The 25349-nt window shown below is 42.8% G+C and carries 27 protein-coding genes and 1 tRNA gene; 9 read left to right on the top strand and 19 right to left on the bottom strand.

Features of this window, described 5'->3' with window-relative positions; all coding sequences use genetic code 11:
- Window positions 1-34 precede the first annotated feature (34 nt).
- Window positions 35-337: a hypothetical protein gene (locus PN499_RS07440; RefSeq protein WP_272031083.1), complete on the top strand. Its 303-nt coding sequence runs from the start codon at window positions 35-37 to the stop codon at window positions 335-337.
- Here the strand turns inward: PN499_RS07440 and PN499_RS29765 are convergent.
- Window positions 252-494, bottom strand: a complete 243-nt coding sequence (locus PN499_RS29765; RefSeq protein ID WP_465249963.1) for a hypothetical protein — start codon at window positions 492-494, stop codon at window positions 252-254. The genes PN499_RS07440 and PN499_RS29765 overlap by 86 nt on opposite strands.
- Between PN499_RS29765 and PN499_RS07445 the strand changes: the two genes are divergently transcribed.
- Entirely contained in the window at window positions 406-669 is a 264-nt protein-coding gene (locus tag PN499_RS07445; protein WP_272031085.1) for a hypothetical protein, read from the top strand. The two genes, PN499_RS29765 and PN499_RS07445, sit on opposite strands and share 89 nt — an antisense overlap.
- A 93-nt stretch (window positions 670-762) precedes the next feature.
- Here the strand turns inward: PN499_RS07445 and PN499_RS07450 are convergent, their stop codons facing one another.
- The 8 genes from PN499_RS07450 to PN499_RS07485 all read right to left on the bottom strand — a co-directional run bounded on the left by PN499_RS07450 (window position 763) and on the right by PN499_RS07485 (window position 10755).
- Window positions 763-1431, bottom strand: coding sequence for a Uma2 family endonuclease (locus PN499_RS07450; RefSeq protein WP_272031087.1), 669 nt, complete (start codon window positions 1429-1431; stop codon window positions 763-765).
- Window positions 1432-1603: 172 nt separating this feature from the next.
- A complete protein-coding gene (locus PN499_RS07455) occupies window positions 1604-2170 on the bottom strand; it encodes a diheme cytochrome C (protein WP_272031088.1) in 567 nt (188 codons plus the stop codon).
- A gap of 9 nt (window positions 2171-2179) precedes the next feature.
- The gene (locus PN499_RS07460; RefSeq protein WP_272031090.1) at window positions 2180-3088 is read right to left on the bottom strand and encodes an MBL fold metallo-hydrolase; all 909 of its coding nucleotides are present in this window, start codon (window positions 3086-3088) and stop codon (window positions 2180-2182) included.
- Window positions 3089-3682: 594 nt separating this feature from the next.
- Window positions 3683-4195, bottom strand: a complete 513-nt coding sequence (locus PN499_RS07465) for an inorganic diphosphatase (protein WP_272031092.1) — start codon at window positions 4193-4195, stop codon at window positions 3683-3685.
- 360 nt (window positions 4196-4555) lie between these two features.
- Entirely contained in the window at window positions 4556-6319 is a 1764-nt protein-coding gene (locus PN499_RS07470; RefSeq protein ID WP_272031094.1) for a sensor histidine kinase, read from the bottom strand.
- 220 nt (window positions 6320-6539) lie between these two features.
- Window positions 6540-8000 (bottom strand): DUF1802 family protein, encoded by a 1461-nt coding sequence (locus PN499_RS07475; RefSeq protein ID WP_272031095.1) that lies wholly within the window; start codon window positions 7998-8000, stop codon window positions 6540-6542.
- 2 nt (window positions 8001-8002) lie between these two features.
- A complete protein-coding gene (locus tag PN499_RS07480) occupies window positions 8003-9982 on the bottom strand; it encodes an ATP-binding protein (protein WP_272031096.1) in 1980 nt (659 codons plus the stop codon).
- 47 nt (window positions 9983-10029) lie between these two features.
- On the bottom strand, window positions 10030-10755 hold the full coding sequence (locus PN499_RS07485; RefSeq protein ID WP_272031097.1) for a hypothetical protein: 726 nt from the start codon (window positions 10753-10755) through the stop codon (window positions 10030-10032).
- A gap of 642 nt (window positions 10756-11397) precedes the next feature.
- Here PN499_RS07485 and PN499_RS07490 point away from each other — a divergent pair.
- Entirely contained in the window at window positions 11398-11877 is a 480-nt protein-coding gene (locus PN499_RS07490; RefSeq protein ID WP_272031098.1) for a rhodanese-like domain-containing protein, read from the top strand.
- A 205-nt stretch (window positions 11878-12082) separates the two neighbouring features.
- Here the strand turns inward: PN499_RS07490 and PN499_RS07495 are convergent, their stop codons facing one another.
- From PN499_RS07495 to PN499_RS07510, 4 genes are all read right to left on the bottom strand, one after another.
- A complete protein-coding gene (locus tag PN499_RS07495; protein ID WP_417063868.1) occupies window positions 12083-12817 on the bottom strand; it encodes a peptidase in 735 nt (244 codons plus the stop codon).
- 201 nt (window positions 12818-13018) lie between these two features.
- Window positions 13019-13255 carry a preprotein translocase subunit SecG gene (gene secG, locus PN499_RS07500; RefSeq protein ID WP_007356733.1) on the bottom strand — a complete coding sequence of 79 codons (237 nt, stop codon included), beginning with the start codon at window positions 13253-13255 and terminating at the stop codon, window positions 13019-13021.
- Window positions 13256-13321: 66 nt separating this feature from the next.
- The gene (gene gpmI, locus PN499_RS07505) at window positions 13322-14920 is read right to left on the bottom strand and encodes a 2,3-bisphosphoglycerate-independent phosphoglycerate mutase (RefSeq protein WP_272031101.1); all 1599 of its coding nucleotides are present in this window, start codon (window positions 14918-14920) and stop codon (window positions 13322-13324) included.
- 101 nt (window positions 14921-15021) lie between these two features.
- Window positions 15022-15612, bottom strand: a complete 591-nt coding sequence (locus PN499_RS07510) for a retropepsin-like aspartic protease family protein (protein ID WP_272031102.1) — start codon at window positions 15610-15612, stop codon at window positions 15022-15024.
- Between the two features lie 239 nt (window positions 15613-15851).
- On the opposite strand from PN499_RS07510, the gene PN499_RS07515 reads away from it, so the two are divergent.
- Both PN499_RS07515 and PN499_RS07520 read left to right on the top strand, forming a co-directional pair.
- The gene (locus PN499_RS07515; RefSeq protein ID WP_272031103.1) at window positions 15852-17039 is read left to right on the top strand and encodes a hypothetical protein; all 1188 of its coding nucleotides are present in this window, start codon (window positions 15852-15854) and stop codon (window positions 17037-17039) included.
- 44 nt (window positions 17040-17083) lie between these two features.
- On the top strand, window positions 17084-17818 hold the full coding sequence (locus PN499_RS07520) for an MORN repeat-containing protein (protein WP_272031105.1): 735 nt from the start codon (window positions 17084-17086) through the stop codon (window positions 17816-17818).
- Window positions 17819-18028: 210 nt separating this feature from the next.
- Here the strand turns inward: PN499_RS07520 and PN499_RS07525 are convergent, their stop codons facing one another.
- Both PN499_RS07525 and PN499_RS07530 read right to left on the bottom strand, forming a co-directional pair.
- Window positions 18029-18682 (bottom strand): Uma2 family endonuclease, encoded by a 654-nt coding sequence (locus PN499_RS07525; RefSeq protein WP_272031106.1) that lies wholly within the window; start codon window positions 18680-18682, stop codon window positions 18029-18031.
- A 67-nt stretch (window positions 18683-18749) separates the two neighbouring features.
- Window positions 18750-19475 carry a hypothetical protein gene (locus tag PN499_RS07530; protein ID WP_007356741.1) on the bottom strand — a complete coding sequence of 242 codons (726 nt, stop codon included), beginning with the start codon at window positions 19473-19475 and terminating at the stop codon, window positions 18750-18752.
- 72 nt (window positions 19476-19547) lie between these two features.
- On the opposite strand from PN499_RS07530, the gene PN499_RS07535 reads away from it, so the two are divergent.
- From PN499_RS07535 to prmC, 4 genes are all read left to right on the top strand, one after another.
- Window positions 19548-20099, top strand: coding sequence for a GNAT family N-acetyltransferase (locus tag PN499_RS07535; RefSeq protein WP_272031108.1), 552 nt, complete (start codon window positions 19548-19550; stop codon window positions 20097-20099).
- A gap of 232 nt (window positions 20100-20331) precedes the next feature.
- Window positions 20332-20405 (top strand) — tRNA-Pro (locus PN499_RS07540).
- A gap of 158 nt (window positions 20406-20563) precedes the next feature.
- The gene (locus PN499_RS07545; protein ID WP_272031109.1) at window positions 20564-21388 is read left to right on the top strand and encodes a Tic22 family protein; all 825 of its coding nucleotides are present in this window, start codon (window positions 20564-20566) and stop codon (window positions 21386-21388) included.
- 96 nt (window positions 21389-21484) lie between these two features.
- Window positions 21485-22420, top strand: coding sequence for a peptide chain release factor N(5)-glutamine methyltransferase (gene prmC / locus PN499_RS07550; RefSeq protein ID WP_272031110.1), 936 nt, complete (start codon window positions 21485-21487; stop codon window positions 22418-22420).
- 82 nt (window positions 22421-22502) lie between these two features.
- On the opposite strand, the gene PN499_RS07555 is transcribed toward prmC, so the two are convergent.
- The 4 genes from PN499_RS07555 to PN499_RS07570 all read right to left on the bottom strand — a co-directional run bounded on the left by PN499_RS07555 (window position 22503) and on the right by PN499_RS07570 (window position 24755).
- The gene (locus tag PN499_RS07555) at window positions 22503-23069 is read right to left on the bottom strand and encodes a hypothetical protein (protein WP_272031111.1); all 567 of its coding nucleotides are present in this window, start codon (window positions 23067-23069) and stop codon (window positions 22503-22505) included.
- A gap of 141 nt (window positions 23070-23210) precedes the next feature.
- Complete coding sequence (locus tag PN499_RS07560) at window positions 23211-23909, bottom strand: hypothetical protein (RefSeq protein WP_272031112.1); 699 nt, start codon at window positions 23907-23909, stop codon at window positions 23211-23213.
- On the bottom strand, window positions 23899-24318 hold the full coding sequence (locus PN499_RS07565) for a hypothetical protein (RefSeq protein ID WP_272031114.1): 420 nt from the start codon (window positions 24316-24318) through the stop codon (window positions 23899-23901). The genes PN499_RS07560 and PN499_RS07565 overlap by 11 nt, the downstream gene beginning before the upstream one ends.
- A 2-nt stretch (window positions 24319-24320) precedes the next feature.
- Window positions 24321-24755, bottom strand: a complete 435-nt coding sequence (locus PN499_RS07570) for a Panacea domain-containing protein (protein ID WP_272031115.1) — start codon at window positions 24753-24755, stop codon at window positions 24321-24323.
- Window positions 24756-25349 lie beyond the last annotated feature (594 nt).

Consider the following 25349-nt stretch of genomic DNA (forward strand, 5'->3'; position numbering starts at 1 on the left):
TTAGGAATATCCCATTTTTGCAGGGAATTAAAATATGGTATTACCCACAATTACTGAAGATACAATTTCCCTCGCAGCAGGGGACGAACTAATTCTGCGATTTAGAACTTGGGAAGATTATGAGGCATTGCTAGCCCGTCGAGAGGATAAAGCTGGATTGAGAATTCGCTACAACAGTAAAACCCAAGAAATTAGAATTCTGTCTCCATTGCCCAAACATGGTAATCAAGCCGATTTATTAGCAGATTTGGTCAAAGCTCTACTGCGATATGCGGGCGATAGATATTCTGTTCCCATTCCCGATATTTCCCCAGCTCGTCAAAGTGATAAGTGTTAGGGTGGCAGTATCGCCCATCTGGGAACTTATAGGTACACTTTCCCTCTTTATGGGCCCAAGCCTTATTTTTGCGATATATTGACCAAGGCCGCCCCACACTCCCGTCTAGCAAGTCGGTTTCACCTACTGGCACTCGTAACACGCACTTACGTGACATTGCCTTATTGTTCGCTCAAACAGGCGATCGAGTAAATTTTAAACGCTTGTTAATTCCCTGTGCATACTATTTAGATACTGCCTATCAAATGTGTGAATATTTAGCGCGGCTTTATCCAGAGCAAGCATCAGCAGTGGCAAAAGTTTTAAGTGATTTGAATGAAACGGAGCAGTAGTTTGCGATCGCACCCTCTAACCCTCATTGAAAAAACGCGATCGTCTACAATAAAATCAAGGCTTATCCTCTCAAACGCCATGCAACTTTTCCCTCATCTTGATTGACTCTGCACTTGTTGTTGTACCCAAACCCGCAAAGCCTTTTCAGCTTCAACCTCATCAAATTTCCCCTCTTCCAGAAATTGATAAAGCCGAGTCTTAATTGCCCAAGCAAATGTAGGACTATTTTCTACCTCAATATACTCACCATCCTGAAGTTGATAAATTCGCAATGTTTGACCGTTATAGCGCCAAAATTCAGGAACTCCCATACTCGCATACAAATTCAGTTTATTAATATCAGTATGGGTAATATCGACTTCTGCTATCAAGTCAGGTGGGGGATCTGTATTTAAGTCAACCGTTTTACCTGCTACTAATGGTTGATTTTGAATATAGTAGCAGTCATCAGGTTCAGCACCTTTTTGTAAATCGGGACGATTTAATGTTGTTGAACCCATTGTTTTAATTTTCATCCCCAACTCTACTACTAGAATGCGGATAAATAGTTCAATCAACCTCACAGCACTTTCATGTTCTTCTAAGGGCATAGTAATTTCTAATGTACCTTGGTCGTAGGTGAGTCGAGATGAACGACTTTCACCCAGCGCTGCTAAAATTTGTTCGTAACCTTGCCAACTGATATTGTGGAAAACAACCCGCTGTTCTGCTGGAGTAATTTCTGCGGGAATATTAGTTGATTTCGTTGCTGTACTAACCATAGGAATTTGAGAATAGGGAACAGAAAAGACATTATTATATAGCAAGCCTAAATGATTTGTATAATTCTTTGTAGGGGCAAACCCCCTGTGGTTGCCCCGTCAGTACCATGGCGGACACAGGGACACCGCCCCTACAAAAAGGGGATGCTATTATTATCAATTACCACAAATCTTAAGGAGAGTTTGCCCATTCAGGAGTTAGCTTACGGAAGTTGTACTGAGATGCCCCTGGATGACAGGTTGCACAACTGCTGATATTTAGAACTTCAGGCATTTTAACTCTGGGATGTAGGGCTTTAAAATAGCGAGATTTAGCTACTCTGTAAGGAACCTCTTCGTCTTTAGATTGGAGGCGCGAAAAAGTCCGCAGATAGTTCCACACTAATAAGCGCGGCGGATCTACTAGCAATCGGATTGTTTGTCCGTAGTGTTCGGGATCTTGCAATAGTTGCCGCCAAGTTTCAGTAGGCATGACTTGCGGGGGTAAAGCAATGTGGCAGGTGGCACAGTTTTCTCTGTAAACTTCTTGCCCTAGTTGATACCTCTCTGGAATCAAATCCACAGTGCCAATGCTTTCTGTTTGAGTTCCCTGGGCAATTTGTGGAATCTCGGCGACACCTGTAGCCTGTGCCGCCAGCCATCCAATAGAAATACTCCAGAGTAATATCAACAGTAGTAACACGAGTGGCGATCGCCTTCGCCCCTGCCGTTGATTTTTTCGCTGCCTTGCACCGTTCATCTTTATTGCCTATATAACTGGAACAGTCATGCCTTCGCGCGCTAAGAAGCCATTGGGGAAAACTGACTGGAGTGATTCTTCTACACTGTCGAGAAAGTTATCATCGTGAGAAGGATCGTGATGAAACATGACGATCTTTTTTACGCCTGCGGCCTTGGCGACTTCTACTCCTACTTCCCAGGTTGAGTGTCCCCAGCCTACTTTCGGAGATTTGAAGTCGTGATATTCAGCGTTAGTGTAGGTGGCATCGTAAATCAGTACGTCGGCATTGCGAGCCAGGTGTAGGACGTTTTCATCTAATCGGTCTGGGTAATGTTCCGTGTCTGTACAATAGACTGCTGTATGTCCCTGCCATGTAACTCGATAGCCTACGGCCGTATTGGGGTGATTGAGCAAAGCTGTCTCGATTTTGATGTCGTCGAGTTCGATGATATCGCCGGGGGTGATATCGTAAAATTTCAGGTCTGATGCCATCACCTGTATCGGTACGGGAAAGTTGGGATGGAGCATCTGGTCAGAAAGACGCTGTTTAATCGTAGAACCGTTGGGGGCGATCGCACCGTAAATGTGAAAGCAGTTCTTCGGAACAAAAGCAGGGACAAAGAAGGGAAATCCTTGAATGTGATCCCAGTGAGTGTGGGTAAAAAACATATGAGCTTCTACTGGCATCTGTCGCAGCAGACTGATACCTAGTACCCGCAAACCTGTGCCGCCATCAAAGATCAGGCGTTTCTGGCCTAAACGCATTTCTACGCAAGATGTATTGCCGCCGTAGCGGACTGTTTTGCTGCCGGGACTGGCTATGCTGCCCCGCACTCCCCAAAATTGGACAAAAAATTCGGTCTGAGGCTTGGTTTCAAGCATGGCGTTCCCGTCTTTCGGCTGTGTACTCGGTGAGATTGGTTCAGAATCAGGCATCTTTTTTAGCTTGGCAGGGAAGAAGTTCGGACAGGGGATCTTAGATTTTATATTTTAGATTTTAGACTTTAGAGCTGAAATAGCAGAGAGGCGATCGCTTATCTGCTGGGGTCAAAGATATAGGAGGGCGTGGTAGCTCAGGGAGGATAATTTGTAGATTGAACCTGGGAATTTAGTGCCTGAATGCAACAACCCCTCTCAGAGAAAAGTAGGCAGACGGTACACTCAGTTTATCGCTCTCTAGCTGTCCGGTGTTGTTACTGAGTCCATTTAGATTAAGATAGCCTTGAGTTAAGCTGTTTGTCTTCAGAATTTTCACTTAATAGTTGTTTCCTCTGAGAGCTTAGGCGGACTATTAAAGGCAAAAACCACAATCGTCTTTGCTATTTAGGTTTTTACCGCTTTCTTCCTCTTTATACAGGAAGTTACAGGGTGGGCAATGCCGTAAACCTTCTCTAGCTATTCGTTACAAGCTTTTCACGGCTTTACCCACCCTAGTTTCTAACTATGTCCTCCGATTTAACAGATTGCGGCGGCAGTCTTAAGTTCAATGCTGAGGATTGTTTGTGGAGCGATCGCCTGGATGTCCCTACCTCATTTTTTAGCTGCTTGGACGCACTGCTCTACTAAGGGCATGACTCGATCGACATCTGCCCACCCTAGAATTTCTGTCACCTTTTTTTCCAGGTTCTTGTAGCTTCTAAAAAATTCGGCGATTTCGTCTAAGCGATGGGGTGCTATGTCTTTGAGGGATTTAATGTGAGCGTAGCGCGGGTCTTTATCGGGTACGCACAGCAGTTTTTCGTCGCGATCGCCTCCGTCTATCATCTCTAGAAAACCAATGGGACGGGAGGCGATGACGCACCCCGGAAATGTGGGCTGGTCTACTATTACCATCCCGTCAAGGGGATCGCCGTCATCGGCAAGGGTGTTCGGTATAAACCCGTAGTCGTAAGGATACTGTACTGAGGAATAAAGTACGCGATCGAGAGCAAAGGCTTGTAAATCTTTATCAAACTCGTACTTGTTTTTGCTACCAGCGGTGATTTCAATCAATACGTTGAGCACTCCGGGTTTTGGTTGAGCCGGAATTAAAGATAAGTCCACAGAATTTCTCCACAGTAATTGAGAATAGGGGATGCTGTCCCCCAGGGCTGTTGCCCGCAAGCCGGGTCAGATTCTGCCACTGGGTGTAGCATTTGTTCCAAATAGCATTTTAGAAGCGATCGGCCCCTGATTGAAAATTTACTATCTTCAGGGGGCGAGGGAGATGGGGGAGCAACTTAATCAATTAAAAATTAAAAATGCAAAATTAAAAAAAATGCAAAATTAAAAATTGTGAGATTTAATTTTTAATTTTTAATTTTTAATTAATCGGAGGGGAGGATGGGGAAGTTAGCGATTAGCGATTAGCGATTAGCGATTACCAATTACCAATTACCAATTACCAATTACCAATTACCAAATTTAACCACTAATAGGCAAAGTAATAACAAATTCTGTCCCCTTTCCCGGTTGAGAATTAACCTCGATTGTACCGTGATGTTTTGTAATAATTTGGTAGGAAATAGCTAGTCCTAAACCAGTACCTTTACCAATAGATTTAGTCGTGAAAAAAGGATCGAAAATGTTCTCTTGAATTTCTGGCGGCATCCCAGGGCCATTGTCTCTGATTTTCACCTTTACACAATTAGACTCAGAAGCTTCCGCATTAATCCAGATAGTAGAATCTGAATCACCTAGCTCTTCTAGCGCATCGATTCCATTGCTAATAATATTCATAAATACCTGGTTTAACTGGGCGGGATAACAATTGATCGGCGGCAATTCTCCATATTCTTTGATAATTTTAATTCCCTGTTTCACCCGATAGTTGAGAATCACAAGAGTGCTGTCAATCCCCTCGCGAATATCGGTGATTTTCATTTCACACTCATCCAGACGCGAGAAATTACGCAGAGAGATTACAAGCTCGCGAATTCTATCAGCTCCTATTTTCATAGAAGATAATATTTTGGGCAAATCTTCGCTGAGAAAATCTAATTCTATTGCTTCAATTTGGTTTTGAATTTCCGCTATTGGTTCGGGATAATGCTGTTGATAAAGTGCTAGCAATTGTATTAAGTCGTTAATATAGCCGTCGGCGTGTTCAATGTTACCGTGAATGAAGTTGATAGGATTGTTAATTTCGTGAGCAATGCCTGCCACCATTTGACCGAGGGAGGACATTTTTTCAGTCTGAATTAATTGAGACTGAGTTTGTTTTAATTCTTTAGTGTAGTCTGCTACTCGCTGGATTAGCTGATTAAAAGATATAGCTAAACTTCCTACTTCGTCTTCTGTTGTAACTGGTGTTTGCAGGTGAAAGTTTGATTCACGAGTGACTTGTTGAGCAACATTTGTGACAGTTTCTAAAGGCTGTGCGATCGCGCGGCTGGTATAGTAAGCAAGAACGGCTGCTATGATTGCAGAAATTAGCATACTACCAATGATTATTCTGGTTCTGAGTGCTTCTGCATACTGTACACCTTCGACTCCTTGCAGCTTTTGAATGCTGATTGCTGAAATTTGTTGAGTTAAATTATCGGAAAGTCGATCTAGTAGCAATGCCTCTTCACCGCTAACATTCCTTAACAGTTGTAGCTGTGTTGGCACGATCTGGTTGGGCTTTATATTCCAAGCGTTGGATTCTTTTAACTGCAACTTAATCATCTCGCCATAGTAATCAATAGTGATGGCGTATTTTCTCAATAAATTCAACAATTCATCTCTATTAAGTGGTAAGCTTGAGCTGTTAGTTTCTATAAAAGTTTGGCTTCTCGATATCAAGATTTTAGCGGAATTGATTTGCTCTAAAAACTGAGAATTTTCATATTTTAGCCAAACCAAATCTCCTAGAACAACAGGCAGTCGCGAGGCGTGCATTCGCGCCTGAAAGACAGAATTCTGTAAACCTTGGAGGAGTTCTTGTTGCTGTTGAGCAATGTTTAGCTGATACAAAGCTTGCTTGCGAAAGTAGTCTCCTACTCCCATCCCTATTCCCGTCCCCAAAATCGCAATCCCAATTGCCAAAGCATAGCCATAGCCGATTTTTTGGCTAATTCGTAATCGACTGAATATTTGTTTTGTCACATTTTTCGGCTTAGCTGAATTTGTAGATACCTGCTTTTGAGGGAATTTATCAGCCTTGCCTTTGCTTTCTCTGCGCTTTCCGGGGGTTAATAGCAACATCACAACTTCCTCCCAAGCTCATCAGGAGTCAACTCCTGCCAACTTAACCAGCTAAATCTGCGCGATCGCGGCTGATGGGCGCAATGTACCTAGTGTTAATACTTAGTATGCCTCTTTTTTAGATAAAAGGTTTGTGATCTCTATCAATATTTTCTGTGATTGTACACAAAACTTGATTCTGTTTGATTTTGATGTCAGCTAAGCTGAAATTTATTATATTTTACTCATCCACTGGTAAGTCTCGGAGGAAATAAAAGCGATCGCTTCCTAAACTCTCTCCTTTAATTCGCCCTAAGTAACCCGTCAATGGTGAGGAAAGTTCTATAGTCAAATCCTTTACTGATTCGTTTGTCAGCTTAGAATCAGTGGTGGCAAATGTAGCATTGTATTGAACTTTAATCTCAACAACCGTTGGAAAGTCGCTATCTGAGCAAAGTTGTTTCACTGCTTGTATGATTTGCGATCGCAGCCTAATTTCTCTCTCAATTTTCTCAATATAATCATTAATTCTGTCGTCAATTTGCCGCCCAGTTTCTAGATAGGGCTTGAGTTCAACCAAATTAACTGCACCTGGATATTTAGCTTTTAACTCAACTAGCTTCTGTAAAGTCATGGCATTAATAATACTAATTTTCCATTCTTGTGCTGCTTTCAACATATCTACCGAAGAATTGCCAGGGCCAATTACTAACTTGGTAGATTCTAAAAACTTATCCCGACTTAAGTGCATTCCTCCAAGTTTAATCAATTCCTCAGCAGTTCGACTAGGGATAAGCCTACCCGCTTTACACTCACCAACTAAGGGATAGGGTTTCGAGCAAAATAAATCTAAACCACCAGCACCGCCTTTGTAGGCATTCTCAACCTTGAAGCCTAAGAATTCAAGACTTTGGCGTGTGACATTTTCAAAATCTGTCCCTGCTTGATAATTGCTTTTTTTTTCTTCTAGTTCTATGCTGCGATTGCCCAAGGCTGCTATGGTATTTATCCAAGATAATTCTGGTTTAATTAGCTTTACAGGCTTATCGCTACTCCAACCCAAAAACATTTTTAGTTCTACATCTAGTTTTTTAGCCGTTGGGTTAGTAGTGGATAAAAGCGCGATCGCACTTTGCAACTCTTCCAATTCTGGATGCTCTGGAGGCTCTAGTTTTTCCAGCTTTTGACGGCGTTGAGCGAAGATAGTATCGCTCAAAACTGGCGAAGAATCATTAACATTTAGGGAAGTTGGCAAAGGTACAAAATTGCTGCTAAGATGTACTGGCATTTCCAGGGGTTCAGGTAGCAGATAGACACGCAAATGAGCTAGAAAAATATGAGGTCGTTGTACGAGAGTTTGCTCTAATAACTCTGTTGTCCAGATGGTTAATTGTGACAAAGCTTTTAATGATTCAGGATCGTTCAGCATTTGGCACAGTTCGCATTTAGCCCAAGCTTTAATTAAAATCTTATCAGAATTTAATTGAGCGAGGGAAGTTTTAGCCATAGGCAAAAAACTTGAGCGATAGTGTTGTTCGTGAGGGAGCAATTTAATCGAGGTATCGGTTGGATATAGGGCAAATTTCCGCCCCGGATTTAGAAACAGCCGAGGCATAGCTACGATAGATTGTCCTTGGATTAAAGCTTCAATATCTGGAACTGGTAAAGCCAGTGCTGTTTGAAGCAAAATTGATTCACTCATACTTAACTAAATTCGCCGATTAGATCTTCATCATCTGTATCATTACTGTTGGAAAGGTTGAAGAGGTCTGCTAAAAAGTCTAGTTCATCTTCGTCATCAACCACAGGCATTTGATTTGACGGATCGCTCAAAATTTCTCGCAGTAAAAAATTGTCAAAAACAAGTTTTTTCTGAGATATAAAATCTAAAACCTCGTCTTCTGTTAAATTATACTCTGTGCATTTTTCATAAACACTACGGAGAGCAATCAAGGGTTTTATTTGCTCTTCAATTAAATACACAACCTCACCGCCTTTTTCTACTGCCACGAGTTTTTCCAGTAGCTTGTAGGCTTGAGAATTTTTGCTCATCTTCTCTATTTTTGATTGGGAACGTACTAAACAACCTCGTGTTAAATCAAATTTTTGATAATCAATTAAGCGTCTTAATCCAGTAACTAAGTCAGATTGAGAAGTTTCAATGACTGCAACACCAATTTTTATCTTTTTTCCATTTTCGACACCAATTATCTTGAAATCAATCCAGCCTGCATTTTGTAATTTTGGTTTAACCTCTGTTATGATGTTATTAATTTTTACGTTGTCCACAGTCTCACCTATTAGGATTGAAAAGCCAAAGCAAATAGCATCAGCAATTGTGACACTATCCTTAATCTCCTCTCGGATGTCTGCATCAAGTTCCTTAGTTAAAGCCAACTCAAACCGCTTAAGAGGATCTTTTTGATCTTCAGATATTGGAGGTATAAAAACTTTACAATTGTCAGCACACCATGTCAAAGCTTCCCGTACAGTTGGCTTACCTCTGCCATATTCTCTCAGTTGACTTTCCTCAAATGGGTAAAGCGGATGAGGAGGATTTAAACTTCTGACCTTATAAAAATCTTGCAACCATAACTCGACTAAATCGACTAAAGAATCACCATTTAAGTATTCTAAATCAATTGGTTTTCTCTGTGTGTATGTTGAAAGTCGAGCCGGTATACCGCCTGTCATCACCTTAACTGCGTTTGTCCACGTATAAGGCATCATTACTGTGATAATAACTAAACCTTGAGTGAGTTCTGACTGTTCAAGAGTATCGTACAAACGCTTAACAAGATCGGCTATTACCTGTGGTGTTGTCAAACCATCATCTCTACAATTTGCATTTACATCTATTTCATCAAAACAAATGATTACAGGACGGTAGTAACTCACTAAATTCAAAATTTGCTGGACATTATTAAGAGATTCTGCTTCTCTATCCTGATTAGTCTTGCCCGAATTAGTCGGCAATCCTAGTTCCTCAGCTTTAGATTGATCTAACTCTTCACCAGATAACCATTTGATAGCAAAAGGTGTTTGAACTTCGGATAATGTCCACAAAACAGATCGAACAATATAGGGATCTAAATTTGACTTTGTTTTAAGAAATTGCTTAGTTAGGGATTTCATGTAATTCTTGTTTTTAGTAGCCCAACTAGCACATACTTCATCAAACTGATCGAGTAGTTTTTGAGGAGAAAGAGTGGGTGAAGCAGGATTTTTAGCTTTGAAACATTGGTTGGCCATTGCTGCTGCTATTTCTTGCACTTGCATGACATCTTGGCTGCTTATGCGACTTAAGCTGTTAACTAAAGTTTGCTGAAATTGGTATTTTATTAAGTTTAAGTCAGTGTAATTATCGCCACTCACATAAACAAATAAAATGCCACTATTACTTTCTAGTCTCTGGCAAACGCGGCTCAAAATGTGACTTTTCCCTACTCCCTGGTCAGCAGTCAATACCAGTGAAGTAACTTTTTCTTGATCTGATTGACTTGTCCTTACTTTTTCAACTGCCTGAAAAATAGCATCGGAAGCGTGAGCATTTAGAGTAGGAAGATCTGGAAACCCTTTTCGCCAAATATCTTGTTCTTTAACAATTCCAGCTTTGCTAAATGGATTGTGATTTTGGATTGCAGCATTCAGGGCTTCTATCGGAGAAACTGGTATATTGTTCATTGTTATCGAGTGTGAGGTAACGAACTACAAAAAGATTGAGAACAATTTTAGGGATTCAAACGCTTAACGTAGTAACGCAATGTACCACCAGGAATAGTGATTGAGTCTTCACGTTTATCTGGGGTGCTATCTTGCGTTTCTCCTGCCATTAGCTGAAAAATATCATTGGCCTGCATTTCCAACAGCCACTCATTAAACTGCGATCGCGCCACTCTTTCCCCAATCACCCGCCGCATCCGATAAATGGGAACCAAATCGTCATAGTTAAAATCTTGATTTAGCCGATCGTAAACCTTCAAAGCCACCACCTTAAACCTCTCATAAGAAGCGATCGTCTCCACCTCTGGCTTAGGTTTCTCCACCGCCACAGTTACCGATCCCTCTTGAACCCGCAACCATTTCAATAGTGCATTCCCCAATCTCGTCCCAATTTGAGAACCGTCAAACTCAAACAGAGAATCGCTATTTTTCAAACCTTGCGCCAAAATCTGCTGACCCACATCCGTAATTTCAACTACCATCACTCGCTTTTCAGTCGAAAATGCGATCGCACCACTTTCTCGCAAACCAGTCAAAATTCCCTCATAATCCTTACTCGTCTCCCCAGTCCGCACAATCCTTTTCGTCAAATCTCCCTTCTTCACCCTCCCCTTACCAAAGGATACATCCCACAAATTCAGCAACACCCGAATTTTTCCTTTCGCATCCCAAACCAATTGTTCTTCAGGTGTCCGAGGCGTTTTAGACACAACAGTTCCTTCTTGTTCCGACATATCCATAATTCCAGTAACGGGTACAACAATCAGATTTTTCAGTAAAAATACCGAAGACTAATCTGATATTTCTATCGTAATACTTAGTGAGGTTGCAAAAACCTATCCAATTTCATCTTAACAGGACTTATGCACTCATTACAATTTTTTGTGGTTGCCCATCCAGTAAAGCAATCTCCAGTCTTGATTTATCATTATCAGTAAATAAGTCATAGTTAAAATAAATCTGCCCAATCCACGCATAATTAAATCGAATAAAATTCAGAGGATTGGCTAAATCCTGATTAATTGACAGCGCTGCTAGCAATACTTGCGATCGCTTCTTAATTAGTAATTATACCTCTAAACAAATCAACCTGCCACATCCTTAGCCCTACACCCATAAATTACTATGGTAGCAAAAAATAATCTCCTACAAACCGCCTCTCTCCCAGCTCCTACCAGTCTCAAGCATCTCAGATGATTCTAATAAATTCTCCTGTAGAGATTGCCATTACAGCATAGGGTTTACTAACCTCATCATTCCCCCTTAGTTAGATTTAATTCCCACCTTAATTCATAACTTGATTCTTACTTTAGGAAGATAAACTCACCATAAATGCTTGTTACATTGCAAGAGCAGTAATGAGTTAAAGTTCCTTTATGAAAACAATTCCCGATCAAATTACAGAAAGCAAAGACAAGCTTCCAAACATTACTCCTACCCCTTCTCGTTTGAAAGCCCAATCCTCTAGCCATGACCTGAAATCTCGTCTAGATTGGGGCGAACCAGGGCTAACAATCATTGATGTACGCGATCGCGAAAGCTTCAACAAAAGCCACATTACTGGTGCGCTGCCAATGCCAATGGATGAATTAGTAGAACGGGCAAAAAGCAGCCTAGAGTACAATCGCGACATCTACGTTTATGGCGAAAGTGACGAAGAAACTGCTCAAGCTGCTGCCCAACTTCGCGCAGCCAACTTTCAAAATGTAGCTGAACTTAGAGGTGGAGTTCCTGCTTGGAAAGCCATTGACGGCCCCATTGATGGTTCTCTAGAACACGACAACCCAGGCCCCGATGCCTACAACGTTCTTTCTCGCCTACAACAACACGCACAAGCGCAGAAAGTGAACAAATAAAAAACTTTTCCCCCTTTTTAAGCGTAGATATAAACAGGCCCCCTTTTTTAGGGGGTTGGGGGATATCACTTGCAAAAGCTAATAGAGATTATCTTTATCTAAATATTAGCTTCCTAACAGTTTGACCCGAGAAAGATTTACCAATTTCTATTTATTTATAGCAACTCAGAAGCCTAACCGTTATTACATACTCTGTTTTTAATTTTTAATTTTTAATTATTTCTGACCATCCCAGACGAGTTGGCTGCTCATAAACCCGCTTCAAAGTATTAATATCTCTCACAGAAATCGGTGGGGGGGTTCTCACCTGAGCAAAATACATGACATCAGTATCCACAGGACTATGACCCCAAATTCCCAACCCATGACCGAACTCATGACGTGCTACAGCAGCGATATATTTTCCTGTTTGGCTCGGATTTAACCAAATAGTACAGCGATGAGATAAAATACCTCTATCCCCTTGTTTACTAACATATAACTCATAGCGAGTTTCACCCGAACGCGCCCGTAATTGTCCCTGTCGTAAAGGCGGAGACTGGTGTAAAATTATAATATCAGCTTTCTCTAATTCATCCACCACTTCCAATGGCAAATAAACTCCCCATTCGAGTACAGCGTTCAACACGGTTTCGCTCCATGACTGAGAGCTATTCCTATCAGTAACCTGCTCTACATATACCTTGATTGGAAACTGCGACCACACCAAATAACCGAATTCTAAGGGCTTAACTTCGTTAAAATAATTGCTGTTATCTTTGGAATCTTTCCAATTAGTTAGCGTTGCAGGTAAAGGATGAACTTGTGGTGAAGGTAGCCGATCGTTTAGAGTATTGAGACTAGCAGCATCACCTTGAAACTGAGTAATAATTATTATAATAAAAGTACAAAAAGCTACAAGTGAAACGGTCAAAAACTTATGTTTGAAATCAGTAAACATAAACCAACTAGCTACAAGTAGACGGGGGATTAAAATCGCGGCTACACGAACAAAGTCCGCCTACGCGGACTATTAAGAAAAAGAAGATACTAAATCTAGCTTAAATACTCCCTTTATCTCCTAGTCCGCGAAGGCGGACTTCGTTTGTGTAGTTGCGATTTCAATCGCCGAACCATCAACCCCGAATAATAAAGAGGATACCTACTTTGGAGCTAACCAACCAGCACTCAAAATCAGTGTTAAACCCAGAAAAACAATAGATAAACCCCAGGTAATCCGGTTTATAGCTGTTTCTGCGCTCTTGGTACTGGTAAACAATTGAGCTTGTCCTCCAATTCCTCCAATGCCATCGCCTTTAGGGCTATGCAAGAGCACAAAAACAATAATTCCGACAGCAGATAAAGACCAGATAATTTGTAAAACTTGAACAATAGTCATGGTAATTGGTAATTGGTAATTGATGACTGTTAACTGTTAACTGTTAACTGTTAACTGTTAAGATTCCTACAATCGTACTCGCACGGGAGTACGATTGGCTCGGACTTCAAAATCGGCGGTTTCAACCATCGATTTACCTGTCATTTCTGGGGGTTGAGGTAATTTCAAAATCTCCAGAATTGTCGGTGCAATGTCAGCTAAACAGCCGTCAGCCCTCAGAGGAACATCAGTTGCGTGTGCGGGAATTTTTAACTTTTCCCCTTCTACAAGGATAAAGGGTACTGGGTTAGTTGTGTGAGCTGTCCAGGGATTGCCGTTTTCATCCCACATCAACTCAGCGTTACCATGATCGGCAATAATAATCGCTGTACCGCCAGCTTTATTGATACTTTCCAACAGGCGGCCCAAACATTTATCTACAGTTTCGATCGCAGTCACAGTTGCTTCCATAATTCCCGTATGGCCTACCATGTCCGGGTTAGCATAGTTAATCACCATTAGCGAATAAATCTGCTTTTCGATCGCAGCGATCGCGACATCAGTTAGCTCATAGGCAGACATTTCCGGTGCGAGGTCATAAGTTGGTACCATCGGACTTTGTACCAACTCCCGATCCTCCCCTTCAAAAGGCTCCTCTAGACCCCCATTAAAAAAATAAGTCACGTGAGCATACTTTTCAGTTTCCGCCGCCCGAAACTGCTTCAAACCACGATCCGCGATCGCACCGCCTAAAATATTATTCAAATTCTGCGGTTCAAAAGCCACCAACACCGGCAACTTAGGGTCATACTGCGTGAACGTCGCCAAAGTTAGAGGTTGAATTTGGTGCCTTTCAAACCCTGTAAAATTAGGATCTACCAAAGCCTGCGTGATTTCTCTAGCCCTGTCTGGGCGGAAATTGAAGAAAATTATCCCATCTCCAGATTCTACTGCCCCCGGCGCGATTCGAGTGGGAATCACAAACTCATCCGTCACTCCTTCAGAATAGGAAGTCCTCAATAACTCCACAGCCGAACGCCCATCACCAGGCCCAACCCCTACCATCACATCGTAAGCCAGCTTAACTCGATCCCAGCGCTTATCGCGATCCATCCCATAATAGCGACCGCTGACAGTCACAATCCGGCCTACACCAACTTGATTGATATAACTTTCAATCTTTCCTAGAGCTTCAATTCCCTCTTTCGGATTAGTATCGCGGCCATCTGCGATCGCATGAATGCAGAGATCGGAAATACCTTGAGCCTTTGCCAAGTCTACCAACCCGAAAATATGGTCGAGATGGGAGTGAACACCGCCCTCCGAACAAAGACCGATGAGGTGTAACTTAGAGTTGCGATCGCGCACATCCGAGCAAACCTTCACCAAAGCCGGATTGCTAAGCAAACTCCGATCTTCCACCGCATCCGAAATCCGCACCAACTCTTGAGGAACCACCCGCCCAGCGCCGATATTCAAATGGCCCACTTCAGAATTGCCCATTTGACCTTCCGGCAACCCCACAGCCCTGCCCGCCGTGCGGATCAGAGTTCTCGGATAAGCCGCCCACAAACTATCCATTACCGGAGTCTTAGCGGCGGCGATCGCATTTCCGTCAGTCTCTTCACGATAGCCCCAACCGTCTAAAATTATTAGCGCAACAGGAGATACAGACGTTTGTCCCATGCCGAGTTACCCTTTCGCGATCGTCATTCCTCAGACATCATACCATTCAGGCCAACTTGAGCAACTTTGTAGTCACAGAGTCCCAATTCGCTGGGATTTTGTTATCGGGGGTAAAATTCAACTACATTTTGTTTGATTTTGACATCATAATTGCCAAAAAAATCATGACCCAGAAGACCGATCTCCATTTGTTGAGCGATCGCCACCTCTACATTCTTCACAATCGCACCCCCAACTCCAATTGACTGAACGCGACCGAGGCCAAATTCCACTATCCTACCGTCAGCGATCCCAGCTTTGATTTTGCCCACCGATCTCACTCCCAAAGCTGAAGCCATCCGCTGAGTAATCAGCGTACCTGATGCCCCTGTATCCACAATCATCTCAAAAGTCTTCTTGCCATTAAACGTCACATCGATCACCGGAGTTCCCGCAGCACGGCGTTTGATTTTAGCTTGGAACACTTTTGGATTTCCCCCTGGCTGAGTATTCGGAGTCGAAGAGCCAGAACCGCCTCCGCGCCTAAACTGAGCGTATACATCGCTCGTGTTGTTCCCAGATTTAATAGTAAAATCTGCCCACATTTGCTGAGCTTGCGCCTTCTGACTTAGCAAAAAAACCGCAGCCATTGGCAAGGTACACATAGAAACTAGCGTCGTGACCGAAATCACCCTGAAAATAACTTTTTTCATTAAACTTTATTCCTTTGTTAATTCAATGTTACCCAGAGAGATATAGGTACTTTAACCACTAATATGCTAGCCTATCTCGACTAAACTGCCCTGTAAAACTAATCAAAATCTCACAGAAAAACTTGGCAATCTCACCACGATCGCATACCATCGAACAGAGATTGACTTGCAGGCACGCAAGACTATAAAAAACCAGCCGTCTGGGGTATTCTTGAAATAAGGCGCGTGGGTAATTGGCAATGCGTAAAATTTTATTGGTAGCAGCTACAGGACTATTAGCTTTCATAGTCGGAGGATGCGGTGGCGGGTCAGGAGGCGACACAGCTAGTCCTAGCCCCACTTCGGGCGCTAGTCCCCCCTCTCCGGCGGCCTCGGCCCCAGCAACGCCTGGATCATCTCCAAGCCCTACGACAGTAGCTCAGGCTTTCCCTTCCCCTGTGGTAACACCACAAACCAACACAGCCGTTGGTGCTACAGGCTTAATTCAGTCTACAAACCCAGACGAACGAGCAAGACAAGTTCAATCAGACATTGCTGGCCAAAATAAATCGAACCCGTTGAAACCGCAGCCCCAACAGGTACAAGTACCCGCCCCAGCAGGCGCAGCAGGCGATCCATTTTCCGTGCTTCCACCTCAAACGATTAGGAACAGTCCCGAAGCCGTCGGTGTAGGAACACCAGAACCGCCCCAACTACAAAATAGACAAGTTCCCAATCTCCCTACACTGCCACAATACACAAATCCTCCCCAGTGGAAACCGACACCAGCAGGAGGAGCAGGAGGAGCAGGAGGAACCCCAGGGATTCCGCAACTACCAAATCAACAGGGAACAGAAGTGGGCACTCTCCCTAAACTGCCAACAGACACCAGCAGACCCCAGTGGCGACCGCTTCCCGGCAATCGCCCTGGTCAGCCGGCCCCTCCCTCACTCCCGCAAGCAAAGCCAACAGAAATTTCTGGTTTACCCAAGTTGCCAGTAGAGGTAAGCAGACCTCAATGGAGACCGCAGCCGCCTATTGCCGCTAGACCCCCGTCATTCCCACCCGCAACTACTAGAGAAGTACCAAATCTCCCTAAATTGCCTGTAACGTCGCCACCACAAGCATGGCGCGATCCCAATCCGCCGCCGCCTCCGGCAGCGCGTCCAGGGCCACCGCCCCCACCTTCGACAGATATCGCCCAAGCTACCGAAGTTAGCGGGGTAGTGAGAGTAGGCAATGAGATATTCGTGATTGTGAAAGCGGCCAGCGAGGCAACTAGCAGATATGTCAAAGTCGGTCAACGAATTGCTAATGGGCAGGTACTGATCAAACGGGTTGTGTTCCGATCGGGACAAGATCCAGTAGTGATTTTGGAGCAAAATGGCGTGGAAGTAAGTAAAACTGTAGGAGAACAATCTCCCCTAGCGTCAAAACAACCAGGCTAATGCAAAATTTATTGGAATCCTTGCATCAAAAATTGAGGTAGTCTATGCTTGGCTTAATTCAAAAAATTGGAAAAGTAATATTAGTTAGTTCTTGCTTGGGATTTGCTTTTTTAATCGGCAATCCTCTGCCATCATTAGGGCAAAAAGAAGGCGAACAAAAGCGCCCCCCCATTTGCGAAGGTAATCCGCCGACAGGTCGCGTCAGGTGCAACTATGACAATGGCGATAACTACCAGGGAGATTTCGTTAACGGCCGACCACAGGGCAGAGGAATATATGTGTACTCGAAGGGCGATCGCTACGAAGGACAATTCCGCAATGGTATACCCCACGGTCAAGGAACATTCCTATTTTCTAACGATGACCGCATGGTAGGACAATTCCGTAATGGTGTACTTGTTAATGGCGAAGCAATCTTTGCTAATGGCGATCGCTACAAAGGAACATTCGACGAACTTTTTGAAGTCTCTAGCGGTAATAGTCTTGGCAGTCAGCCCAGCGGTCAAGGGCAATTTATTTTTGCTAATGGCGATCGCTATGTCGGTCAGTTTTTTGCAGGTCAACCTTTTGGCAACGGGACATTTACTCGCGCAGACGGTACACGCTGTCAAGGTCAGTTTTTTAATCAAGGATTAGATGGAAAAGGCACTTGCACATTCCCCACCGGAATTCGCTACGAAGGAGAATTTCGCAAAGGACTACCTCACGGTAGAGGTGCGATCATAGATGCCAGAGGTAGGCGCTTTCCGGGAGAGTTTCGTGCTGGCAAACGCCGCTAATAATTAAGAAAAAGAGCAATTAATAATTACAAATTACAAATTAAAAATAATATTAATTTTTTAATTTGTAATTTGTACAAGAGCAAATAATTTAAGTTGATTTAAGCGAATATTGTCACCAAGATGTAAATAAAATCTTAGGAATTTTAGCGAGTGTTATAAATCAAAACTAGGCTCTTTCGGCATAGCGTTGCTTGCCGTAGGACTGACTCACTCCGCCAAAAATTCCCTAACCCTTTCCCGAAACAAACGCACCGCCGCCCTTTGTCCGATCGCTTTACTTTGTTCTATCAAACCCGGAATTTCTGCGATCGGCAAAAACGGAAAAGCCAGACTATTCTCCCTCTCTTCATAGCTTCCATCAATCAATTGATACACTTGAAGACTTTGATTGCGATATCTCCAAATTTCAGGAACTCCCAGAGAAGCATAAATGGAGAACTTATTCAAAGAAGAACTCGTGTAGTCTGATTCTACTACTAAATCCGGTGCAGGATCGGCGGGTAAATTAATTTCATCTTTATCTCTAACTAAAGATTCATTTTGAATGTAAAAACAAGTATCTGGTTCAATAGCACGAGCTAAATCCTCCCGTTCAAGAGTCAACGCACCGAGACTCATAGCTTCAATTTCTAACTCATCTGCTAAAGCTCCAATAAAGAGTTCGAGCATAACTTTAGGTCTTTCATGTTTAGGCAAAGGCCTTCTGATTTCTAAAACTCCTTCCGCATAGGCAATTCTCCAGGCTCTACCATCGCCGACATCAGACATTATCGCATTAAATGTTAGCCATTTAATGCCTGTCAAACTAATTAATTTTTCCTCATTACTTCGTAGATGAGAAGTCAAGGTAGTTGTTACCATCTGAGGTACAATTAGTTAAGTTTTTATTGATTTTAACACTACCTAACCGCCAAGGCGGTTGCTATACTTAAAAGCGCTCACCGAGCAACCTCTGCCTCACCCCCTCAGCAATTTTCTGCCCCAGATACTCAGGAATCAAACTCTCATTCGGCCCCAACAAGTAGAGAATCAAGCGAGTACGCCCCCGCCAAACCAGCAAATTAGCATTCACCACCAATAAATCCTCTTGCCAAATGGCATACATTACCTTATAGAAAAGTCCAGGCTGGTTATCCGCCTCAATCAGCAAAGCAGGTAAATGGAAAACCGGATCGACATAGAACTCAGTCGCTACATCCTCCAAACCCGCATCCAGATTAAACTCCACAGCGAGCATTTCTTCCACTTCAAAATGCCCCGCCAGGGCCTCCCGAACGGCCCTACAGACATTTTCTGCTGTCTTATCAGTCAGAACCTTACCCCCGCGTGACACCACCAACTTGATAAACACCAACATCGGTGGGTAAATTTGTCCATAGAGACTGAGGCTGTGAATCGTCAGCCCGTAGGCCGCCAGCACGCCAAAAATATCGCTCAGCAGGAAAGACTGGTTGCGGTAAGCAAAATGCAGAGCACTTTTACTACCCTCCGGTCTGATTTCAATCACAGCTTGCCTCGTTTTGTATAACTGGTAGGCTAGCTTCAGGTTTTGCAATTGAATCTCACTGCTGACAAATTGCTCATAAAATTGGGGAAACGCCCGATTAAAGCGCTTGAGCAGTTCCAATGTAGATGGTTTTAAACCCGGAGCCATAATTGAGGGGAGGTACGGGAGATATACTAGCTATTAAGGTCATTCAACTTCTACTACCTTAACCACGCCTGCATGGGTTTTTGGAAAAACTTATTTAGCGGTTCTGACTCTGCCTCTACGCCCCAGACAGCGGAATTTGAGGAAGATTTTGCTTTTGGGGCAAGCGATTCGCTATCCCCGCCCTTTCGCAAACCCACTACTGGCAATAGTCGCATCTTGTTTAGTACCGATCGCGACATAGACCTCTACGAGCTCGAAGAACTCTGTAATGCAGTTGGGTGGTCTCGCCGCCCCCTGCGTAAAGTCAAAAAAGCCATTCAACACAGCTTCCTAGTCGTTTCCATGTGGGAAATGCGAGGAGCCCAGCGACGGTTGATCGGTTTTGCCAGAGCCACATCAGACCATGCTTTTAATGCCACACTCTGGGATGTAGTGGTTCATCCAGAATTCCAGGGGTCGGGCTTAGGTAAGGCGCTGATGCAGTACATCATTAAAAAACTCCGCAGCGAAGATATCAGCAACATTACCCTATTTGCTGACCCTCATGTGGTAGATTTCTACCGAAATTTGGGCTTCCTGTCCGATCCAGAGGGCATCAAAGGAATGTTTTGGTATCCAGACTAGCCCTCAAAGCTGCCAAGATGTCATTTTTTTGCGAAATTAAGCCAAAATTGAATTTGCCCAAAACCACCAAAGTATGATATATTGGCAATGCCATCAAAAAAATGTTGGTGTTTGGGAACAACTCAATCAAAAGTTTTGTTTCTCAAGGTGTGTAGTTAAGCTAAAATCCAAAAAAGCTTGACAATCGCATCATTCTATGAGCTAATTGCCATAGAAGAGAAAATGACAACAACGGGATGTAGCGCAGCTTGGTAGCGCGCCTGCTTTGGGAGCAGGATGTCGCAGGTTCAAATCCTGTCATCCCGATTCAGAAGCCGTATAACTACATAATGAGTCAGTCTCAGCCTCTTAGGTCTTGACCGGAAATTACCGGAAACAAACCAAAAGAGTCTGCGACTACTTATGATATATAAAGGCGAGAGTCTTTGTTTAAATCTATTATCAGGATTGCTCCTGGATAAAGCATGAAATCATTAGTTCGTTTGGGCGCAGTGTTGGGGATTTTAGGAAGCACTTTGCTTGGCCCTTCCCTGACAAGCAATATGTCAGCACTGGCACTGCCCGATCCGCAGGTTTTGGAAAAGTTACGCCCAGTGCCAGTATTTACGATTACTGACGCACAAGGTGCGCCCCTGATCGCTTCAGTTCCCAAAGAAGGTCAAAGCGGCAGCAATACCTCTGTAGCTGGAGTTTTTATCAGTCAACGGGATGCTCAAGCTTTTGTCGATCGCCTAAAAACTAGAAATCCTCAACTAGCAGCATCAGTGAAGGTAGTACCAGTATCTCTGGGAGAAATTTACCAGTTAAGCCAAGCTAACAAGGGTAAGGCAGAGGAAGTACAATTTGCCTATGTTCCTACCACTACCCAAGTGGAGTCTGCTAAAACCTTACTTCGGCAAGGCGGTCAACAGGTAAATGAATTTAGCGGTGTCCCTCTTTTCTTAGCTAGAGGCGGCCCAGAAAATGGATATTTGACAATTCAACGGGGTCAAGAGCAAGTTATTCCTTTGTTTTTCAATAAAGAGGAATTACAGGGGATGTTGGAGCGCTTTAAGCAACAACAACCAAATATTGCTTCCTCGCTCAAGATCGAGGTTGTGAATTTAGAAGCTGTTTTGGAAGCAATGCGGACTGACAACGATCCATTTTTGAGCCAAATTATTTTAGTACCACCGAGAGAGTCTCTGGAATACGTGCGAACGCTGCAACCATCGGGTGGAAACCAACAACAACCAGTACAACCAGGAGCAAGACCTTCTGCGCCAGTCCCAAGTCAACCTCGTCGCTAATAGTTAACTGTTAACTGTTAACTGTTAATTTGTCAGGACTTAGGAAAAAATATCTGTAACGCCGCCATCTTGGCGGCGATTTTATCATTTTATTAAATGACGGATTATTATATGGTTGTATCAGGGTTAGAACTTTGGGAGTGGTTAAATCAGGCGAAAGCTGAGGCGATCGCATCTAACATTTCTCTAACCGAACTTGAGTGGTGGTTGCAAGAGTTAGCAGGGATCGATCGCTTAAGTCTCCGCCTAGAATCCTTCAAAAATTCGCCCGAAGTTACTCTGAAGTTACCTTTTACTGACCTTAAGGATTTATGGCAGCGCCGAGTCAGCGAACAGATGCCAGTACAATATTTAACTGGAACTGCCTATTGGCGGCATTTTTCTCTAAAAGTAACGCCTGCGGTACTGATTCCGCGTCCAGAGACAGAATTGATAATTGATTTAGCGGTAGAAGCAGCTAAACGTCGATCGCAGATAGAAAGTTTAAATGCAAAATCCCATTGGGTAGATTTGGGAACTGGTAGCGGTGCGATCGCGCTGGGTTTAGCAGAAAGCTTGACAAATACTTTGATTCATGCTGTGGATTATAGCTCGGATGCGATCGCTGTTGCTCAGCAAAATGCAGATAATTTGGGTTTAAGCGATCGGATTCAATTTTATCAAGGTTCGTGGTGGGAACCTTTAGAAAGCGCGATCGTAGATGATTTACCCCTACGCGGTCAAATTAGCGGTATGGTTTCTAATCCGCCTTATATTCCTAGTAGTTTAGTGCCTAATTTGCAGCCGGAAGTGGCTAAACATGAGCCTCATTTGGCCTTAGATGGGGGAGTTGACGGGTTAGACTGTATTCGGCATTTGGTAGCAACTGCGCCGGACTATTTGCGATCGGGTGGTGTATGGTTGGCGGAGATGATGGAGGGACAAGCTGAGGCTGTGGTTGAGATGTTGGATAGTGCGGGTAGTTATCGAGACATAGAGATTCATCGAGATTTAGCTGGGATAGAAAGGTTTGCGATCGCGTTTAGAAAATGAGTAATATAAAATTTACTCATTTAGAATTCATATATTTTCAACTATTAATTTACACATCAGTATCTGTTTTTTTATCTATATACTAATTGAGTATCAATTCAATAGATCTAATCAACCCTGTAATCTCTGAATCTTTCAGAACGTAACTTGGAGTGTATACCAAACCATACTTTAACAAATTGCTTGGAGTTCCTAACAGCATTCCTCGCCCCTCACCAAACACAGAAAAAATCATCTCCCCCAACCACTTTGGAGTATGTTCCGAGTAAGCAGTTCTAAATATAGAAATATCTCCAATATAGTCACCAAAAATGACCCAGCAATGACCAGCCCAATCTAAATTAGATTCAGAAAAGGTTTGACTCATATCATTAGTCTTCATGTTATCTCCAAATATACGCTTGCCCATCATATCTAAACTGCCAGCAACCATATGAACAGGTATATCAGTATTGTCTCTTATCATTGCTGTCCATATAGCACTCATTGGAGCGCAGCTATTAGGAATTGATGGAAAATTATGCAAAATCCTCTTGGCCTCATCGACTATTAACTTCATATCTTCTTTGGTCAACCTATATTCAAGGTATTTAGATGCTTCCTCTTCAGGATAAGAGCGCTTAATTAGTTCTGATAATTCTTCTCTCATATAATCTTCAAAATTTGATTAGTTTGATGTAATTAATGTAACACCCCGGCATCTGTCTTGATAGAAGATTTTGTTGTAATAACCGAAACTTGAAAGCTGATTTGCCATTATCCTCTACGGATCAATCTTTACGAGCGTTACTTAATCAGGAGAACCCACTCTTTTTTGCCGTTTTTTCAACTTCTGCTGCAAAGCTTGTAGCTGTTCTTTAGTGTATTGTTTCTGAGTCAAGTCGCCGAACCAAATATTGAACTCAGGGACACCAGAGGCAGCCCGCATAGCATTCAAAAGCTCATCGACATTAATGAAATTATCACCATGCAATCGATGATAAAAGACAGCGAATGCTAAGGCGGCATCACGAATATCAATTTCGGTGGAAGTTCCTATAATCCAAGCAAACGGTACATCTTTTGCGCGGATAACTTGTGCCATCTTTATTCCCTTTGCCCCTCTACAACATGACATACACACACCGATGTCACCAATTATTTGATGAATTGAACGAATACACACGGCCAGTTCAGCCCATTTGACTACATCGCCAGAATCTCGTTGAGTGGTTAGTTGGATACCCTCCTCTCCACCGTGCGTACTGAAATGGAGAATCGGTGGTAACTCAAATTTGTTTACAGCTAATTCGACTCGATCAGTCATCGCAATATCGAATTGCTCAGGAGTGACTGCGAGGTTATATAAGTATGGTATCTCAGCAATGTCAAGGAATGAGCAGAGTGCGCGACCTTCCGTGATACCGTTCAAAAGTTCCTCTGGTGAGGGAGATTCAATAATATGGACGTAAAAACTGGCAGTCATCTTAATGGATTTGCTAATTTCCATGATCGTACACTTCAAAAGACCTATCTAGCCATACAATACGAAAAATTGCTTCATCCCGATAACCAACCATAGGTTTTAAGCCGCTAAATCGGAATGCGATCAGATCCACATCTTCTGTAATATGCTTAGGAATAGAAACAAGAAAACTATTTCGACCAATTATTTCGTACCCAACCCCATGACGAGGTGCAAGACGAAGTTCTCTCCAAGATAACTGACTGAGTTTGTACAAGGTAGATACCAGTGCTGATTTCTCATCTTTATCACAACTATCTAAGCCATGTGTTTTATCAAGATATCGAAAACAGAAAACGGGGGGTTCCAAATCGTAATTTGTGGTACTTGGCAAAGCCGGAGGTGAAGCAATTCGCTTTCCCTTTCTAGGTTCTTTGCCCTTCATCTTTGCCATGACTACTTAACCAGTTGAGTCTCAAAATATGCCTTCATCAAATCATGGGATATCTCTTCATTAAGAAGAGTTTCTTTCCAAGGTAATTCTTGATGAGTAAAACGCATTAGTGTTGGCGCGGTGTATTGTCCATAAACTTCGTAAACCTCATTAAGTAACTCTTGCGTTTCTCGATCGTATAGAGCTATATTAAAATCATCAGGCTGTGGAAGAGAATTTACCTCATATTGCTTGTATAAACGATAAATGTCTGGTACAACAGGCCCATATTGCCAAGCTTCAATTCTCTCAGCAAAAAGGGGTTTTCCAAATAGAACTAAATGGAAACCCTGAGCATAGTAAAGTAATTTTTGAAGTTTCAGATTAGTAATTAAATCTTCGTCTTCAGGAGAAGCAAGAGTAATGAAGTATTTAGCTATATCCAAAGCATTGTACATAACTGAAAGTTACTTTAAAAGGTGATAATGACAATTATATCATAGTTTTATATTTAACTATTAATCTACAAATCAGGAGCATTATTACTACATCTCCATTTTATACCAACAATCAATCACAGGACTTACACAGGCACACTATATATAGCGTGCTTGCGTAAGTCCTGAGTATATCATTCCGGTGCAACCGGAATTGATATCATACAGTGTTTACTTTTGCAACTGCGTCAGCAAGACTTTTTAATGGACATTCTTGATTTACCTGTAAGGAATTTGATAATGAGGGCAAACAGCATCTACTTGTATTTGAGAATAGATCATTACTTCTCCCTGCCAAGTCATATACTGAGAACCAGGAGTCTCCACAATCAAATCTGCATTCCCGTTATGACGATAGAACTTAATATCTGGTGTTTTCTTAGAAAACTCATTCTCAAAAAATAGAGGTGGCAGCCATTGGTGACAAGTTAAGAAGAGCGCTCGAAAGTCAAGAGGGACTTTCTCTAAAAGCTCAAACGTGTGAAACTCAGACTGGATGAGTCATCTAGCCCCGGTGAATCCCCATGAGCCGAACCCGAAAAACTAATAGAGACC

The organism is Kamptonema animale CS-326 (genome assembly GCF_028330895.1).
Classification (GTDB): Bacteria; Cyanobacteriota; Cyanobacteriia; order Cyanobacteriales; family Microcoleaceae; genus Kamptonema; species Kamptonema formosum.

Bases quoted from the DNA above. Each gene is read 5' to 3' on its own strand.
- PN499_RS07440 (WP_272031083.1), top strand. From the start codon at position 35: ATGGTATTACCCACAATTACTGAAGATACAATTTCCCTCGCAGCAGGG.
- PN499_RS29765 (WP_465249963.1), bottom strand. From the start codon at position 494: ATGTCACGTAAGTGCGTGTTACGAGTGCCAGTAGGTGAAACCGACTTG.
- PN499_RS07450 (WP_272031087.1), bottom strand. From the start codon at position 1,431: ATGGTTAGTACAGCAACGAAATCAACTAATATTCCCGCAGAAATTACT.
- PN499_RS07455 (WP_272031088.1), bottom strand. From the start codon at position 2,170: ATGAACGGTGCAAGGCAGCGAAAAAATCAACGGCAGGGGCGAAGGCGA.
- PN499_RS07460 (WP_272031090.1), bottom strand. From the start codon at position 3,088: ATGCCTGATTCTGAACCAATCTCACCGAGTACACAGCCGAAAGACGGG.
- PN499_RS07470 (WP_272031094.1), bottom strand. From the start codon at position 6,319: ATGTTGCTATTAACCCCCGGAAAGCGCAGAGAAAGCAAAGGCAAGGCT.
- PN499_RS07475 (WP_272031095.1), bottom strand. From the start codon at position 8,000: ATGAGTGAATCAATTTTGCTTCAAACAGCACTGGCTTTACCAGTTCCA.
- PN499_RS07480 (WP_272031096.1), bottom strand. From the start codon at position 9,982: ATGAACAATATACCAGTTTCTCCGATAGAAGCCCTGAATGCTGCAATC.
- PN499_RS07485 (WP_272031097.1), bottom strand. From the start codon at position 10,755: ATGTCGGAACAAGAAGGAACTGTTGTGTCTAAAACGCCTCGGACACCT.
- PN499_RS07490 (WP_272031098.1), top strand. From the start codon at position 11,398: ATGAAAACAATTCCCGATCAAATTACAGAAAGCAAAGACAAGCTTCCA.
- PN499_RS07495 (WP_417063868.1), bottom strand. From the start codon at position 12,817: ATGTTTACTGATTTCAAACATAAGTTTTTGACCGTTTCACTTGTAGCT.
- secG (WP_007356733.1), bottom strand. From the start codon at position 13,255: ATGACTATTGTTCAAGTTTTACAAATTATCTGGTCTTTATCTGCTGTC.
- gpmI (WP_272031101.1), bottom strand. From the start codon at position 14,920: ATGGGACAAACGTCTGTATCTCCTGTTGCGCTAATAATTTTAGACGGT.
- PN499_RS07510 (WP_272031102.1), bottom strand. From the start codon at position 15,612: ATGAAAAAAGTTATTTTCAGGGTGATTTCGGTCACGACGCTAGTTTCT.
- PN499_RS07515 (WP_272031103.1), top strand. From the start codon at position 15,852: ATGCGTAAAATTTTATTGGTAGCAGCTACAGGACTATTAGCTTTCATA.
- PN499_RS07520 (WP_272031105.1), top strand. From the start codon at position 17,084: ATGCTTGGCTTAATTCAAAAAATTGGAAAAGTAATATTAGTTAGTTCT.
- PN499_RS07525 (WP_272031106.1), bottom strand. From the start codon at position 18,682: ATGGTAACAACTACCTTGACTTCTCATCTACGAAGTAATGAGGAAAAA.
- PN499_RS07530 (WP_007356741.1), bottom strand. From the start codon at position 19,475: ATGGCTCCGGGTTTAAAACCATCTACATTGGAACTGCTCAAGCGCTTT.
- PN499_RS07535 (WP_272031108.1), top strand. From the start codon at position 19,548: ATGGGTTTTTGGAAAAACTTATTTAGCGGTTCTGACTCTGCCTCTACG.
- PN499_RS07545 (WP_272031109.1), top strand. From the start codon at position 20,564: ATGAAATCATTAGTTCGTTTGGGCGCAGTGTTGGGGATTTTAGGAAGC.
- prmC (WP_272031110.1), top strand. From the start codon at position 21,485: ATGACGGATTATTATATGGTTGTATCAGGGTTAGAACTTTGGGAGTGG.
- PN499_RS07555 (WP_272031111.1), bottom strand. From the start codon at position 23,069: ATGAGAGAAGAATTATCAGAACTAATTAAGCGCTCTTATCCTGAAGAG.
- PN499_RS07560 (WP_272031112.1), bottom strand. From the start codon at position 23,909: ATGGAAATTAGCAAATCCATTAAGATGACTGCCAGTTTTTACGTCCAT.
- PN499_RS07565 (WP_272031114.1), bottom strand. From the start codon at position 24,318: ATGGCAAAGATGAAGGGCAAAGAACCTAGAAAGGGAAAGCGAATTGCT.
- PN499_RS07570 (WP_272031115.1), bottom strand. From the start codon at position 24,755: ATGTACAATGCTTTGGATATAGCTAAATACTTCATTACTCTTGCTTCT.